The following is a 15,396-nucleotide window of genomic DNA, read 5'->3' as shown; positions in this document are numbered from 1 at the left end:
GGCACCGGCCTGCTGCTGACCACCCTGGACCGCCTGCAACCCGGCTGACCAGCCCAAACCATCCCTACAACCACCGAAAGGACTTTCCCTCCGGGCCCGTGGAACCCGGCAGCCACCCGCTGACCGGGCCATCCCGCGTTGCCCACCGGTCGCCGATCGACGACCGGAAACCAATCCGAAACCGATCACGCCGGGCCGAAGGCCCGGCGAAAGATCGAGGCTAACTAGCCGATTTTCGTATATCTGACACCGGTGTGTGCACGTGTCCCGACATGGCCCAGTGAATCGATGCCGGGTTCGCGCACACCCGAGTCTGAACATGAAGGGCCACTGAGGGGTTCGGAAGCTGCGTCCTTACAGGACGTGTCGGAGACGGGTGTTACGGTCTGGCCCGGTGGTTGAAGGGATGGGTAACCCGTGGGTGCCGATATGCAGGCCTATAGCGTCGATGTAGAGGCGCTTCGTCAGATGGTTGGTAGCGGCGACCGTGAGTTGCTGGAGCAGTTGCTGACTCAGCTGGAAGGTGGGCTCGATCGTCTGGAAGCTGGAGCCGCAGGATGGGGAGAGTCGGTTCCCGCCCGGCAAGCGCTGACGAAGATGATCCTGGAGCCCGACTACTTGGATGGCGTGCCCAATCCTTCCGATGATGCCGCGATCTACATCTACGTCTTCAAAGAGATGTGTGAGCACTACGGCAAGTCGTTGGACAACGAATACGAGATGAGTTCCGAGTGGCTCGGTGAAGTCGAGGAAGCGCTCAACTCGGTGGGTGTGTATTGCGAGCCGAGTGAGTACTTCGTGGCTGGAGACGACTTGCCGCTGCCCGGTGCGTTTCCATACCCGATTGCTGGCTGTATCGACCTCGAGGTTATGGCCGAACTGCGGGACGAGCTGGAACCAGCCCTGTCAGCGGATGTTGATTCTGACGTGCTCGAGACCGTCACCGAGCTGTCGGAGTGGGCACATGAGTGCCTGCGAGAGCGTCGGGGACTCGTCTGGTTCTTTTACTGACGGCCATCTCTTGTAACAGCATTCCGGGTGGCGCTGCGATTGGCTCGCAAGCATCCGCTCATGCCGCATACCGCGTGCTCGGCAGACATGTCAGAGCGTATTCGCTGCCCCAGATAATGGTCTGTTATCCGGGGTAACATCGGAGTCGTGCTGCGGCGATCACGCTGCCGCGCAACATGAACCGGCCCCGTTATCCGGGGCAAGCCAGGAGAAGCGGGGGCGATGGCTGCGAAGGTGACCCGGCTGCGCACTCCGCCGGCGCGGACCCTGCGGACTGCCGCCGAGGCGTTCCTGGACACCATCGGATCGCCCAACACCCGCCGCGCCTACGGCATCGCGATCGTCAAGACCGTCGATGCCCTCGACGGGCCCGGCCCGGGGCCCGGCCCCGACGGGCTGATCGGCCGCTCGCGCGCCCTGGACTCGGTCACCGACGCCGAGATCGGCGCGGCGCTGAAATCGCTGTGGGGCCAAGCTGCGGTCATACTTGCCGAGAACCTGCGCCGCTACTTCAAACCATCGCCGCAGGCGATGCGCGATCTCACCGCGCTGCTCGGCCCGGGATCCGACCGCCGACGCTGAGCTGCAGCGTTTCCATCCGTTGTTTTTCGGCGATTGCTACCGGGACCCCAACACCTCCCCGGCTCCGCGCTCGGATTCCGCAACACCATCGACTACAGCGCCAGGTCCCTGCTCGAGACCGGCGGCTTCAGGCCATGACTACGCCCTGGTCTGTGAAGAGCCGGTTTCCGTGGCCTGGGACCGGGCTGCTCTTCATTACCACGGAACGCGTGTCCCGTCCCAGGACCATAGGGCGCCGGTGGGGCCGTCGTCGGGCAGGAGCGCGAGACGGACGGCTCCTGTGGCGGCTTCGGCGGGGTCTCCGCCGACGGTCATGCCGGCGATGAGGTTGGTGAGACGGAGGCCGGGTGCGAGGGCGTTGACCTTGACGTTGTCGCCGAGTGTCTGGGCCGTCAGAAGTGTGACGGCATTCACGGCGGTCTTCGAGCTGCGATAAGCGAGGCCGCCGCCCCGCACGCGTTCCCAGTCGAACTGCGGATTCGGGCCGCTGTTCCAGGTGAGCGACCCGGTGCCGCTGGAGACGTTGACGATACGAGGGTGCGCCGAGCGGCGCAGCGCCGGAAGGAAGGCCTGGGTGACGGCGATGAGCCCGAAGACGTTGGTCTCGTAGGCGATCCGCAACTGATCGAGTGTGGTGCCGGTGATGTCTGCGCCGCCGGGGTTCACTCCCGCGTTGTTGACCAGAATGTCCAGGTCGCCGACCCGACTTACTGCCGCGGCGACCGATGACGGGGCGGTGACGTCCAGATGCACGACGTGCGCGGTGGGGCCGAGCTCGGTCGCTGCCCGCCGCCCCTTGTCAATGTCGCGTGCCCCGATCCAGACTGTGAGGCCACGGTCGAGCAGCTGTCGTGCCGTGTCGAATCCGATGCCGCTGTTTCCTCCGCTCACCAGCGCGACCAATCCGGGCGCCGGCGGGCGGATCTGTGTGGGAAGACGGACAATGTCGGTCATGATGCTCCTTTCAACTCCAACGTTGCGGTTGGAACCGTACTCCGCTTCCCCTCCATCTCCAACCGGGGCGTTGGTATCCTTGTACGATGGCGTGGGACACGGATGGAACGCGGCGGCGACTTCGCGATGCCGCACTAGTCGAATTCGCCGCCCGAGGGTTCGACGGAACGACGGTCAATGCGATCGCAGCCCGGGCCGGGGTGAACAAGGAACGGCTCTACAGCTACTTCGGAGACAAGAAGGCCCTGTGGGACCTCGTCCTGTCCACCGAGCTGGAACGGCTCGCCGCCGCCGTCAATCTCGCGGGAGTCGGTCTCGGCGACATCGGGGAGTTCGCCGGAACGACCTACGACTACCACGCCGCCCACCCCGAACTGAGCCGCCTGCTGCAGTGGGAAGGCCTGCAGGGCGGCCCCCCTGCTGATGCGGCGGCGCGCACGACGCACTACCGCGAGAAGGTCGCACAGTTCGCCGCCGCCCAGCGCGACGGCATCCTCGATGACTGCATAGAACCCGCGCACCTCGTCTTCGCGCTCATCGCCCTCGCCGCCTGGTGGCAGACCGTGCCACAGCTCGCCGAGATGATCACCGGAACCGGACCGGATGACCAGCAAGAGCGTGCGGCACGCCGACGATTTATCGTCGAAGCGGCGAAACGGCTCGCTACGGCGCGCCGCCGACCGGCTTAGCAGCATCGTCATAGCGGAAACACCCCATCGTGACCGGGGATTGGGATCAGCGTCGTCTGCGCGGACCGCGCCGGCTCATCCAGCAACAGGTCATCGGCATCTGGATCGAACCCAGCCTGGCTTTGTCAACCTCCTGCCGGCTCGCAGGCCGCAGACTTCGACTACTCAGAGGCGAGACGACTCGGGGAGCTTCGCGATTCGCCGGCCTGCTGACAGTGGTCCCTCTACGGCCGAGGTCCGGCTGCCGGTCCATATCGACCATTCTGCTCCCCGGCCGTGCGCCGAGTGCCCGACCAGGGGCAACCATGAGGGCGGTCGCCTGTCCGTTGATGTCGTCAAATGGTCCTTTAACGACCTTCCCTCAAAGCCCGCCTTCGGCCCACCGGAATCATGCGGAAACAGCCCAGCACGCCAGACCCGGAAGCAGGTGGCGATCAGCCCGCCTGCGGCGGTCAGTACGGCGGCATTCGCTGCTCCGGCGACGACCAGGACAACGACGGTTGCAGCAATAACGGAGAGAGCAGCGAGGTCCAACACGCTGGAGTTTGCGCGTGGCGAAGGGTCTTTGTCGAGGTCATTGAGTGCCATGCACACATCGTCGGATTGAGCATCAATGGTTCTAACGTTGGTTTACAACGGTTTCCAACGTTCGAATGGGATCGGCGAATGCCCCGGCCGCTACGCTTTCCGAACCTTCCTGACGGCCCCCATCGGGAGCTCGTGCTGTTCCTTCACACCTTGCATCAGCAAGCGGGGAAGCCTGCCACCCGCGTGATCGCTGCGGGGATAGTCGCAGCTTCCCGGGGTGAAGTTCAGTGCAGTCATACGACAATTCACGCGCTGCTCACCGGCAGCAAGCTGCCTACCAACGGTGACCTGCTTTTCGAGTTGGTCAAGTTCCTCAACGACCGGAATCGACACCGCCGGGCCGACGAAGAGGCGCTTTTGGATGAACTGGATACCCTGTGGCGACCAGCCACCCGCCGGTACATGCTCGAGCTACCGACGACGGTATCAGTGCCGGTTGATAGTGGTATCGGCGGCGGGTCGAGGTCCCGCGTCGCGCAGGAACTCGCTAAGGCCCCGCTGGCTCACGGTTCAGCGGTGTTCCCAAACCCTGCAAATTCTCGGGCTATCCTGCTGGCCTGCGACTCCTTCACCGCAGACCCCGACCTGCCGTCGTTGCCCGCCGCAGGGCCCAGCATGTTCGATCTTGCGGGTCTCTTGGAAGTCGGCGGAGTGTTTGGACGGACCGAGCCTCTATTGAATCCGACGACGAATCAACTGCTGGCAGCCATCCAAGATGCAGCAGACCAAACTACGGACACACTGCTCCTCTACTACTGCGGTCATGGAGTCCTGTCGCGGACAGGCGAACTGCACCTGGCCACCCCAGATACCAGTGTTAGATTCCCTCACTCCGGTGCCGCCTACTCCGTGGTCCGCGATTTGCTGTCGGGGAGCCCATCGATCCGCGCCACCGTAATTCTGGACTGTTGTTTCTCTGGACGAGCTGCAGAGGCCATGGGGCCCTTGGATGGCATGACCGATATCCCCTCCACATACGTGCTGAGTGCAACCTCGCGCAACTCCGCCGCGTTGGCCCCAGCGGGTGCGCGGTACACAGCCTTTACAAGCGCGATCATCGACACTTTGCGTGACGGCGCGCCACCAGACCAGCCGGTCGTAACCGTCCATGACCTCTACCGCGGAACCCGACGGCTTCTCGAACAACGGGACGCGCCCCGTCCGTCGAATAGGTGGACAGGCCCGTCAGAGATCCCGATCATCCGTAACCCCAACTACATTGAGGGCCTGCCAAGCTGACCTACGAGACCTGGAAGACCAACTCCGGTCGCCACGCCGAACACCGGATTGGGGTCGTCGCGTGGGTCACCCGCTGCTGAAATCCATTCGGGGGCAAGCCAGCACAGCTGGCGCGGCAGCCTGGTGATCGCCGCAGAGGTGTGGTCAGCGTCCGTGATCGCGGTCGTGGCGTCGGTCCGGCTTGGAGGCCCGGTAGGGCTGGTACTCAGGGTGCTCGGTCTCCGGCGTACGGCCCGGTCCTGCAGAGGGTTTCGGCGCCGCATCGTCCGGGTTCGCGGAGTAGGTGTGTAGTTCCTCGGTGCCGTCGCGCATCGCCGCCCAGTCACCTGGCCGCCTCGGCTTGCCGAACAACGTCGGATCCACACCCCGCAGGCGTGACCGCCCCGTCGACGGAGTCAGTGGTCCGCTCGCAGCGTCCAGCGCCTCCTGGACGTCGGCGGTCCGCCGCGCGTCGCTCGGCCCTAGGATCCGGCCCTTCTCGTCGTAGCGCTCCCCGCCCGGCCGCACCCTGGACATGAGCCGCTGGATATCCCACTGCTTGGCTGCCTCGGCGATGACGCGCTCGTTCTCGCCCCGATCGCCGCCATCGACGACGACGGCCGCGCGCATCGCGCACGCCCACGCCGGCGACCCGGTCTCACGCCGGTACGGGCGGGTGGGGTCGATACCCTCGGCGCGCATATGGATCTCGGTCAGCGCGCGCCGCGCCGTGGACGCCATCGCCGCCGCCGCGTGCGCGCGGTCGCTGGCTTCGAGCATGCGCCCGATCTCGGTCAGGCACTCCACCAGCGCCGTAGCCAACGCGACCTGACTGGCCTGTGGCGACTGGGCCGCCCACAGCATCCGCGCCACCGACCGCAGCCCCGACCCGTGAACGTTGTGCGGGCGGCGGGTGTGGGCGGGCTGCTGCCCGGCGCGCGCCAGCCGCCGCGACAACCGGTCCAGCGGGCCCGGCCGGACTTCGGTGCGCATGCTCAGCGCCGCGAACGCGCCCGCGGACTGGGGATAGTGGCGCAACCGCTCGGTATCCGGCGCTAGTAGCGAAATATGCTGTAGCGCAACAGGATTCCAGGTCGCATGGACATTCGCGTGAAATCCGGCGATAAGGCCATTACCGCAGATAATTTCGGCACTATCTGTGGTAGCTCGATGTGCGACCTGCGGAAACGTGGTCCGCGCAGCGGCGCGACTCGGTGACTTATCTGTGGTAGTGGTGCAACCGCCGGATTCCGGGCAGTTGCACCACTACCCCCGGCCTCCAGGCATGCGGGCCTGGCCTGGAAAGCCCTCGGGAGATGGTTCGCCGGAGTCGGGGTCGGGCTTGTGACCGAGAAGGCATGGGGATCACAGGCTTTCGCTGACGACTTCTTCCGCCCGGGCTGTGTCGGGAGGGGTGGGATCGGGGGCGATTACGCGGCGGGGAGGCGGTCGAGGAAATCGGCGATGAGTGGGGCGATGTGGGGTAGGTGGGTTTCGAGGGCGAAATGGCCGGTGTCGAAGAGGTGCAGTTCGGCTTCGGGGAGGTCGGTGAGGTAAGCGCGGGCGCCGGAGGCGGGGAAGAAGGGGTCGTCGGCACCCCAGGTGATGAGGGTGGGTGGAGTGTATTTCCGGAGCCAGGACTGCCATTCGGGGTAGCGGGCCACGTTCGACTTGTAGTCGAAGGCGAGGGCTACCTGGGCCTCTTTGCGGCCGGGTAGGTCCAGGTAGTGCTGGTCCAAGGTCCAGGCGTCGGGATCGAGCAGGGCCGGGTCTGGGACGCCGGTTTCGTACTGGCCGCGGGTGCCCTCGAGGGTGAGGAGGCCGCGGATGACGTCCTCGTCGCCCGCGTGGTCGGGGCGCAGGGCCACGAAACCCTGTGCGGCCTCGGACAAACCGGCCTCATAGGCATTGCCGTTCTGGACGACGAGGCCCGCGATCCACTCCGGGTGCCGCGTGGCCAGGCGCAGCCCGATGGGGGCGCCGAAGTCGAAGATGTACATGGCGAACCGGGTCAGGCCCAGCCGCTGGACGAAACCCTCGGTGATATCGGCCAGCCGGTCGAAGCTGTACTCGAAATCCGCGGGGGCGATGGTGTTTCCGAAGCCCGGATAGTCGGGGGCGATGAGCCGGTAGCGGTCGCCGAGGGCGTCCATGAGCCGGCGGAACTGGTGGGACGCGGTGGGAAAACCGTGCAGCAGCAATAGGACCGGGGCCTCCGGGCGGGCGGGCACGGACTCGCGATAGAACACCTCGACGCGGTCGACCTCGAGGTGGCGGTGCAGGACCTGGGTGGGTGCGCTCATGGTTTCACATGCTTTCTGGCGGAGATGTTGCGTTAGTTGTACGTCAGCTCGGTCTAATGTGTCAACGCCTCGAGGTAGCATTAGCGCGTGGCTGGTCTCGAACCGTTGATCGGTGAACCCCTCGCGCTGGACCTGGTGAACACCCGGCCCGTCGGCGCCGACCTGCTGGAAACCCCTGAGCGGCTGGCGGAGTGGCTGCGCCTGGAGGCCGATCGACTACCGGAGCCGCCGCCGGACCATCTCACGGGAGCGGATCTGGCCGCCGTCCACGCGGTGCGCGACCACACCGCCGCGGCCCTCGACGCCCTGCTGCACGGCCGCCGCCCACCGGCCGCCGCCCTACGCGGACTCGCCGAGGCCCAGTCGGCCGCGCCCGCCATTCGCCGCCTGGATTGGAACGGCGATGCCGTCACCGAGACCGTGGCGCGCCTCGGTGATCCGGGCGCCCGCCTGGCCGCGCACCTGGCCGACGCCGCCGCCACACTGCTCACCGATCCGGCCATCGACCGTCTGCGCCGATGCGGCGCCGAGGACTGCGTCATGCTCTTCCTGCCTGCGCACCCCCGCCGCCAGTGGTGCTCGCCCGAGCGCTGCGGCAACCGCGTCCGCGTCGCCCGGTACTACCAGCGACACAAGGCAACCGACTGAATCGTCGAGATTCTTCTGGTGCGGGCCGATGATTTTCACGCGGTCCCCGCGTCCTATCTTCGGGTGCCGCAGCACCCGCCGATCACGATCGAGGAGGAATCCATGCCCGCTCTGAACCCGTACCTGCTGTTCAACGGCAATGCCGAAGAGGCCATCACCTTCTACCAGTCCGTCTTCGGAGGTGAGGCGAGCATCGTCCGTTTCCGCGACATGGGTGAGACCTCGCCCGACATGCCCGAGGACGTGCGCAACCGGGTCGCGAATGCCCAGCTGCCCCTGAGCGAGACCAATATCCTCATGGTCTCCGACTGCCCGCCCGGCTCCGAGATCGACAACTCCAAGCCCGGCTTCACCGTGCAGATCGAGGTCGAGTCGGCCGCCGAGGCCGAGCGCCTCTTCAACGAGCTCGCCGCGGGCGGCACCGTGACCATGCCTTTCGGCCCGGTCCAGTGGGCTGAGGCGTTCGCCATGCTCATCGACAAGTTCTCGGTGCCGTGGATGGTCAACTACACCGGTAACGCGCAGATGTGACTCACTCCGGTGCGCCGGGCCGGTTCCGTGGAAGCTCTCGGTCGCCAGGTCACGAAACCGCCCGGCGGCCAAGGAGAGACAGGTGTCGGTGCGGCAAATCAGCCACAGGTTGACCGCGGTACGGGTCGAGCGCCGTGTGAACGGCGTCCAGGCATGCAGGCCCGGCCTGGAAACCCCTTCGGGAAGTGATTCCTCCGAGTCGGGGTCGGGCTCGCGACCGAGAAGGCCGGCAGATCACGGGCTTTCACTTGCGCCTTCTTGCACCGGGATCGTGGCGGGCAGGTTGCATCAGGGGCCGGTTACGCCTGCCAGGCTACGGGTCGCCCGGCCGATCCCGGGCGAAGCGTTCGGCCGCCATCTCCCGAAAGCGTTGCGCCGCCACCGGAAGATAGGCATCCTGCCGCCACACCAGGTGCAAAGTACGGCGGCAGTGGATGTCGTCGATGCGCAACCAGGAGACGGGCGGCCCGGGATAGTCACGCGACATGGCCGGGAGCAGTCCGATGCCGAGACCCGTGGCGATGAGATGGCGGATAGCGGCGGGCTCATCGCCCTCGCAGGCGATGTTCGGCGATAGCCCTGCCCGGCAGAACACCCGATCGAGGAGCGTGCGCTGCCAGTAGTCGGCCGATGTGGTGATGAAGGATTCCTCCGCCAGCTCTGCGACCGCGACCCGATCCCGGTGTGCCAGTGGGTGGTTCAGGGAGACGGCCAGCAGCACCTCCTCGTCCAGCAGCTTCCGCTCGGCCAGTCCGGGGATGTCCAGCGGCTTGGACACCACCCCCAGATCGATCTCCCCGGCACTGAGCCGGGCCGCCACCTGCGCGGCGGTGCCGGAGAACAGCTGCACGCGCACACCGGGATACCTCTGTACGAAATCGGCGACCACATGCTGGACCACGATCAGGTTCTCCGCGCCGATCGCCACCGAGCCCTGATCGGGTCCGGCCAGGTCGGCGAGTTCGCGCCGGGCACCGTCGAGTTCGTCCAAGGCCCGCTCCACCCGTTCCAGGAACGCGGCCCCGAATCGGTTGAGCCGCAGCCGCCGCCCCTGCCGATCGAACAGCGGCACGCCGAGCTCGGCCTCGAGCCGGGTAATGGTGCGGCTCAGCGACGGTTGCGCCACCCGTAGCTCCTCCGCAACCCGGGAGACGTTCTCGGCATGCGCGACCATCCGGAAGTACCGAAGCTGCAAGAGGTCCACGCTCATAACCCTAAAGGCATTGCCGTGTTAGCAGATTTGGTCGTGGAAGGTGTCGTTTCACACTCCTACCGTCAGAGTATGACCGTCATGCACCCCGCCGAATCCACCCGCGATCTCGGCTTCGCCGCCCGCCACCCGGCTGGAGACGCGGCGACCGGCAATCCCTGGCTGACCCTGCTGGCCGTCACGGGCGGCCAGTTCCTGGCCGTGCTCTCTACCACGGTGATCAGCGTCGCCCTCCCGACCATCGGTCGTGACCTGCACGCCGACTCCGCCGCGGCCGAATGGATAGTGAACTCCTACGTCCTCGTTTACGCCAGCCTGCTCGTGCTCAGCGGTGGTCTCGGCGACCGCTACGGCCGCAAGGGCGTGTTCCTCACCGGCATGGTTATCTTCGGGCTCGGCGCGCTCATTGCCGGGCTCGCCCCGAGTATCCCGATGCTGTTGGTGGGCAGGGTTATTCAGGGCATCGGCCCCGCTCTGCTGGTGCCCACCAGCCTGGCCGTGGTGCGCGCGGCCTTCCCGGACGAGCGGGAGCGGGCCGTCGCCATCGGCGCGTGGTCGACCTCCTCGGGCCTGGCCCTGGCCGTCGGCCCGGTGGTGGGCGGCGTGGTGGTCAACGGCCTGGGCTGGCGCTGGGTGCTGCTGCTCAATGTGCCGCTGGTCGCGGTGTTCGCCGCGGCGGCGGCGCTGGTGGTGCCGCGGCTGCCCCGCACTGCGGCGCGGGACCGGTTCGACTGGCAGGGAGCGGTATTGACCACCGCCGCCATCGCGGCGCTGTCGTTCGGCCTGATCGAGGGCCACAAGCGCAGCTGGGATTCCGCGCCGATCCTCGCTGCCTTCGCGCTCGCGATCGGCGCGGCGGCGGTATTCGTATGGTGGGAGCGCCGCCACGGCGACCCGCTGGTGGATATCGCGCTGTTCCGCAACCGGCATTTCGTGGCGGCGAACCTCGCGGGCCTGGTGGCCTTCTTCGCCTTCATCGGATCGATCGTCTACCTGAGCGCGTATTTCCAGCAGCTGCAAGGACATTCGGCGGTCCGCGCCGGATTCGACGTGTGCGCCATCGGAGTCGCTTTCGCGACCGCGACGCCGATCTCCGGCCGTCTGGTGGCCCGCTTCGGCCCGCGCCTGCCCATGGTGACGGGGCTGGCGCTGGCCGGGATCGCGACCCTGGGCCTGCTGAGCCTGGACCGCGCGACCGGTATCGGCTCGATCTGGTGGCTTCTGGCGCTCGGCGGTTTCGGCATCGGCCTGTGCCTGACCCCCATGACCGCGACCGCGCTGGCCGCCGTGCACCCGCACCGGGCGGGCATGGCCTCCTCGGTGCACAATGCGATGCGGCAGCTCGGCCAGGTGCTCGGGGTCGCGGTGCTGGGCACGCTGGTCTATTCCGGGCCGGTTCTCGGCATGGCCGGGCTGCACCACGCCTTCCTGGTGGCGGGCGGCAGTCTGCTGGCCATGGCGGTGCTCGCCGCCGTGGCGCTGCGGGAACGGGCCCGCTGATCGGGCGCGAACCGGGTGTCATGGTTCCGTAATCCTTCGATCGACGTCACGAACCGACCCGCGCAATAGGGTCGGTTTCATGGCGAATCGCGGATTACGGATGGCCAGCGGAATCGTCGCCGGTGGAGTCACCCTGGGCCTGGCGGAGCTGGCGTCGGTGCTGGTCAGTCTCGACAGCACACCCTTGCAGGCGGTCGGAGCGTGGATCATCGACCACACGCCGGACGGGTTCCGGGAGTGGATCATCGGCATTGTCGGCACCAATGACAAATTGCTGCTGTTCGTGTCCATGGGCGTGGTCGCGGTGGTGCTGGCCGCGGTCGCCGGGATCGTGGAGCGGGAGCGCCGGCCGCTGGGGTCGATCCTGTTCGCGACCTTCGGGCTGCTCTCCACCATTGCCGCGCTCGGCCGCCCCCATGCGGCCTGGACCTGGGCCTTGCCCTCGATTATCGGCATAATCGCCGGAATCCTGGTGCTGCGCAGCCTGATTGGGCGGGTCACCCGGTTCGACGAACTTGCCGAGACCGCTGCGGACGCGGAAATAGCCGAGCCGCAGCGGCTTTCACCCGCCGAGCTGGCGGTGGAGCGGCGGCTGATGGTGCGTGCGATCGTGACCGCCGGCGTGGCCGCCGCGGTCGGCGGTGTCGCGGGACGGATTATCGGGCTGCGGTCGCGGGATGTATCGGCCGAGCGGGCCGATGTCCAGCTGCCGTCACCGAGCGTCACGCCGTCGGTCGAACCGGGCGCGGATCTGCGGATCCCGGGCCTCACGCCGTATCTCACGTCGAACGCCGACTTCTACCGCATCGACACCGCGCTCACCGTGCCGCAGGTCAGCAAGGACGACTGGTCGCTGCGCATCCACGGCATGGTCGATCGCGAGATCCGTTTGAGCTACGCCGATCTCGCCACCAAGACCCCCATCGAACGGCTGGTCACGCTGGCCTGCGTCTCCAATCCGGTCGGCGGCGAACTCATCAGCAATGCCCGCTGGCTGGGCTACCGGCTCGACGAGCTGATCACCGCCGCCGGACCGCATCCCGACGCCGACATGGTGCTCTCGCGCAGCATCGACGGCTTCACCGCGGGCAGCCCGCTCGCGGTGCTCATGGACGGACGGGACGCCATGCTGGCAGTCGGCATGAACGGCGAACCGCTGCCCACCGCGCACGGCTATCCCGCGCGACTGGTGGTCCCCGGCCTGTACGGCTACGTGTCCGCCACCAAGTGGGTGACCGAACTGGAGATCACCAGATTCGATCGCGCCGAGGCGTTCTGGACCAAGCGCGGCTGGTCGGCCTACGGCCCGATCAAAACCGAATGCCGCATCGACACGCCCCGCGGCCGCGGCACCATCGCCCCGGGCAAGGTCACCGTCGCCGGGGTGGCCTGGGCGCAGCACCGTGGCATCCGCGGCGTGGAAGTCCGTATCGACCAGGGGAACTGGCAGCCCGCCCGCCTGGCGGTGGCCCCGTCCATCGACACCTGGGTGCAGTGGGCCTTCGACTGGGACGCCACCGGCAGCACCGGCGTGCACACCGTCTGGGCGCGCGCCACCGACGGCGCGGGGGAGACCCAGACCGACAAGGTGCAGGACGTCGTCCCCGACGGCGCGACCGGTTACCCCTCGCTGACCGTGCGAATAGGCTGAGGACACAGCGAAAAGCGCTGCCCACCGGGAAAATACCGGCGGACAGCGCTTTTCGACTATCAGCGGATCAGTGCGCGCCGACGTTCGCCTTCGCCAGATCGTCGCGCTGACCGCCCGCCGCCTTGCCGTGCCCGATGAACAGCGCCGAGGCGGCGACACCGATCAACAGGATCAGGGCGGGCAGGTACATGGACTGACCCAGCGCGGTGCTGAGTTTGTCCAGGATGGGATCGCGGACCACGGCCGGCAGATCGCTCAGGCTCTTGCCTCCGGAGCCCTCGCCGATCGGCCCGCTCTGCAGACCCTGCGCCGAGATACGGGCCGACAGCAGCGCGCTGATCGCGGCCGAACCGAGCACCGAGCCGACCTGCCGGGTGGTGTTGTAGACGCCCGCGCCCGCACCGGCCTGTTGCACCGGCAGGTTGTGGGTTGCGGTGGTGGCCAGCGGGGCCCAGATGCAGGCGTTGGCGATACCGGCGATGCCGCCCATGATCATGAACAGCGGGATCGAGCCGTCCGGCTTCATCAGCAGCGCGAAGCCGAACAGGCTCGCCGAGAAGACCGCGAAGCCGATGGTCGGAATGACCCGCGGCGCGACCTTGTCGGAGATCTTGCCGATGATCGGCGCGAACACGCCGGTCAGAATGGCCATGGGCGCGAACACCAGCGCCGACTTCGTCGGCGTCATGTCGTGCACCTGCTGCAGATAGAAGTAGGCGGGCACGAACACGCCCGTCACCGCCGCGCCCATGGACGCGATAGCCAGGTTGGACAGCGCGAAGTTGCGGTCGGTGAACAGGCTCAGCGGCACCAGCGGCTCACCGGTATTGCGGGCCTGGTTCGCGATGAACAGCGCCAGCACCACCAGACCGGCGGCGATCATGGCCCAGATCCAGGCATCCCAGTGGTGGGTATTGCCCTCCTGAATGCCGAACACCAGCAGGAACATGCCGACGCCCGAGAGCGCCACGCCGACCAGATCGAACTTGTGCTCATGTGTGGGCAGTGTCGGCACCAGCCAGAAAGCCAGCGCGAAGGCGACGATGCCGATCGGCACGTTCACGTAGAAGATCCACTGCCAGCCCTGCCAGTCCACCAGCACGCCGCCCAGGATGGGGCCGACCAGGGTGGCCAGCCCGGCCACGCCGCCCCACAGGCCCATGGCCGCGCCGCGCTTGTCCGGCGGGAAGGTGCGGGTGATGACGGCCATGGTCTGCGGCGTCATCAGCGCCGCGCCCAGGCCCTGCACGGCGCGGGCCGCGATCAGCATGTTGATGCTGGTCGATTCGGCGCACCACAGCGAGGCCAGGGTGAACACGGCCAGGCCGCCGAGGTAGATGTTCTTGGGGCCGAAGCGGTCTCCGAGCCGACCGGTGACCAGCAGCGGCACCGCGTAGGCCAGCAGGTAGGCGGAGGTGACCCAGATGACCTGGGAGACGTCGGCCTGCAGGTCCTTCATGATCGCGGGATTGGCCACCGCGACGATGGTCATGTCCAGCAGGATCATGAAGAACCCGACGACCAGCGCGTAAAGCGCTAGCCACGGATTACGTTGAGTGGACACGGATCAGGGTTCCTATCTCGGATGGTTGGTGCGGTCGGCGGCGAGGTCCTCGGCGGTGAGTCCCACGCACAGATCGGGGCCTTCGGTGGTGTCAGGGAGGCAGCTGCGTTCGCCGGTCTCGGGATCGAAACTCGTCCATTCGAGTTCGCCGCTCTCGAGTTCGACGACGAATCCGCGCAGCCATTCGGCTTCGGAAGCGGCCTGGGCGCAGACGAAGTCGACGCGGAACCAGTACCGGCGGGGCACATCCCCGGCCGCGGCCAGATTGCGGAGCGCCGTGAGATCGGCGAGCCGTGATTCGATCCAGACAATGCGGTCGCGGAGGGCGGCGATGACCTCGGCCGCGGGCAGATTGTGCGCTTCGGCCAGTGCGGACACCACCGCGGGCTGCTCCTTGGCCGGTTCGCGCAGCAGCTCGGTGATCCTGGTCCGTAAGGCCTCGCGTCCGGCCGTGCGAATTCGGTAAGTGGTGCGTTCCGGCCGGTTACCGGCCCGGTCGGTGCCCTCGGCGGCCACCAGTTCCTGGTCGGCCAGCCGGGCCACGGTGTGGTAGAGCGAGCCCGGTTTGATCTTCACGAACTCATCCTCATGCCGGCTCAGGAGCAGTTGATACATCTCGTAGGGGTGCATCGGACGTTCCTCCAGCAGTGCGAGGACCAGCATCGCCAGGGGCGTGAGTGCCGGCACCGACTGCTTCTTCGTCACTGAACCTCCGTCTCCGGCGACGCTACCGCTCGCCGCCGACATCCTCCGTATCAAATATTCCACGTGGAATATACGATACGGAGCATCCCCGGCACAACCCCCTGTCCTCCGCTAGCCGAAGAGGTATCCGCTGTGAGACCCGTCACCGCGCGATGAAATGCCTTGTCGCAGGTGAATTCCCGGCAAGCCGCAACCAAAACTGGCCGGTAGCATCGGATTTCGCTAGGGAGTAGCAGAAAGAG

General features: G+C 67.0%; 14 protein-coding genes. 8 read left to right on the top strand and 6 right to left on the bottom strand.

The features are described 5' to 3' along the window. Nucleotides 1-417 precede the first annotated feature (417 nt). Together GLP40_RS08775 and GLP40_RS08770 are read left to right on the top strand one after the other, a co-directional pair. Complete coding sequence (locus GLP40_RS08775; protein ID WP_154787272.1) at nucleotides 418-1,011, top strand: DUF7691 family protein; 594 nt, start codon at nucleotides 418-420, stop codon at nucleotides 1,009-1,011. 222 nt (nucleotides 1,012-1,233) lie between these two features. After that, nucleotides 1,234-1,593, top strand: coding sequence for a hypothetical protein (locus GLP40_RS08770; RefSeq protein WP_196054586.1), 360 nt, complete (start codon nucleotides 1,234-1,236; stop codon nucleotides 1,591-1,593). 195 nt (nucleotides 1,594-1,788) lie between these two features. On the opposite strand, the gene GLP40_RS08765 is transcribed toward GLP40_RS08770, so the two are convergent. Continuing rightward, nucleotides 1,789-2,547 (bottom strand): SDR family NAD(P)-dependent oxidoreductase, encoded by a 759-nt coding sequence (locus GLP40_RS08765; RefSeq protein ID WP_154787271.1) that lies wholly within the window; start codon nucleotides 2,545-2,547, stop codon nucleotides 1,789-1,791. 86 nt (nucleotides 2,548-2,633) lie between these two features. On the opposite strand from GLP40_RS08765, the gene GLP40_RS08760 reads away from it, so the two are divergent. Further along, nucleotides 2,634-3,236, top strand: coding sequence for a TetR family transcriptional regulator (locus GLP40_RS08760; protein ID WP_154787270.1), 603 nt, complete (start codon nucleotides 2,634-2,636; stop codon nucleotides 3,234-3,236). Nucleotides 3,237-3,626: 390 nt separating this feature from the next. Next, nucleotides 3,627-5,063: a caspase family protein gene (locus GLP40_RS08755; RefSeq protein WP_154787269.1), complete on the top strand. Its 1,437-nt coding sequence runs from the start codon at nucleotides 3,627-3,629 to the stop codon at nucleotides 5,061-5,063. A 144-nt stretch (nucleotides 5,064-5,207) separates the two neighbouring features. On the opposite strand, the gene GLP40_RS08750 is transcribed toward GLP40_RS08755, so the two are convergent. After that, on the bottom strand, nucleotides 5,208-6,080 hold the full coding sequence (locus tag GLP40_RS08750; RefSeq protein WP_154787268.1) for a hypothetical protein: 873 nt from the start codon (nucleotides 6,078-6,080) through the stop codon (nucleotides 5,208-5,210). Nucleotides 6,081-6,472: 392 nt separating this feature from the next. After that, nucleotides 6,473-7,345 (bottom strand): alpha/beta fold hydrolase, encoded by an 873-nt coding sequence (locus GLP40_RS08745; RefSeq protein WP_154787267.1) that lies wholly within the window; start codon nucleotides 7,343-7,345, stop codon nucleotides 6,473-6,475. A gap of 87 nt (nucleotides 7,346-7,432) precedes the next feature. Between GLP40_RS08745 and GLP40_RS08740 the strand changes: the two genes are divergently transcribed. Beyond that, a complete protein-coding gene (locus tag GLP40_RS08740) occupies nucleotides 7,433-7,993 on the top strand; it encodes a CGNR zinc finger domain-containing protein (RefSeq protein ID WP_328289879.1) in 561 nt (186 codons plus the stop codon). Between the two features lie 102 nt (nucleotides 7,994-8,095). After that, nucleotides 8,096-8,524, top strand: a complete 429-nt coding sequence (locus GLP40_RS08735; RefSeq protein WP_154787266.1) for a VOC family protein — start codon at nucleotides 8,096-8,098, stop codon at nucleotides 8,522-8,524. Nucleotides 8,525-8,837: 313 nt separating this feature from the next. Here GLP40_RS08735 and GLP40_RS08730 read toward each other — a convergent pair whose 3' ends face one another. After that, nucleotides 8,838-9,728, bottom strand: a complete 891-nt coding sequence (locus GLP40_RS08730) for a LysR family transcriptional regulator (RefSeq protein ID WP_328289878.1) — start codon at nucleotides 9,726-9,728, stop codon at nucleotides 8,838-8,840. 78 nt (nucleotides 9,729-9,806) lie between these two features. On the opposite strand from GLP40_RS08730, the gene GLP40_RS08725 reads away from it, so the two are divergent. Both GLP40_RS08725 and GLP40_RS08720 read left to right on the top strand, forming a co-directional pair. Then, on the top strand, nucleotides 9,807-11,234 hold the full coding sequence (locus GLP40_RS08725; protein ID WP_196054585.1) for an MFS transporter: 1,428 nt from the start codon (nucleotides 9,807-9,809) through the stop codon (nucleotides 11,232-11,234). Nucleotides 11,235-11,313: 79 nt separating this feature from the next. Next, nucleotides 11,314-12,885 carry a molybdopterin-dependent oxidoreductase gene (locus GLP40_RS08720; protein ID WP_154787263.1) on the top strand — a complete coding sequence of 524 codons (1,572 nt, stop codon included), beginning with the start codon at nucleotides 11,314-11,316 and terminating at the stop codon, nucleotides 12,883-12,885. Between the two features lie 67 nt (nucleotides 12,886-12,952). On the opposite strand, the gene GLP40_RS08715 is transcribed toward GLP40_RS08720, so the two are convergent. Both GLP40_RS08715 and GLP40_RS08710 read right to left on the bottom strand, forming a co-directional pair. Then, on the bottom strand, nucleotides 12,953-14,449 hold the full coding sequence (locus GLP40_RS08715) for a DHA2 family efflux MFS transporter permease subunit (protein ID WP_328289877.1): 1,497 nt from the start codon (nucleotides 14,447-14,449) through the stop codon (nucleotides 12,953-12,955). Nucleotides 14,450-14,461: 12 nt separating this feature from the next. Beyond that, nucleotides 14,462-15,154, bottom strand: coding sequence for a PadR family transcriptional regulator (locus GLP40_RS08710; RefSeq protein WP_328289876.1), 693 nt, complete (start codon nucleotides 15,152-15,154; stop codon nucleotides 14,462-14,464). Between the last annotated feature and the right edge of the window lie 242 nt (nucleotides 15,155-15,396).

The organism is Nocardia aurantiaca, assembly GCF_009708175.1.
Classification (GTDB): Bacteria; Actinomycetota; Actinomycetes; order Mycobacteriales; family Mycobacteriaceae; genus Nocardia; species Nocardia aurantiaca.
This window is presented reverse-complemented; position numbering and strand designations above follow the sequence as displayed.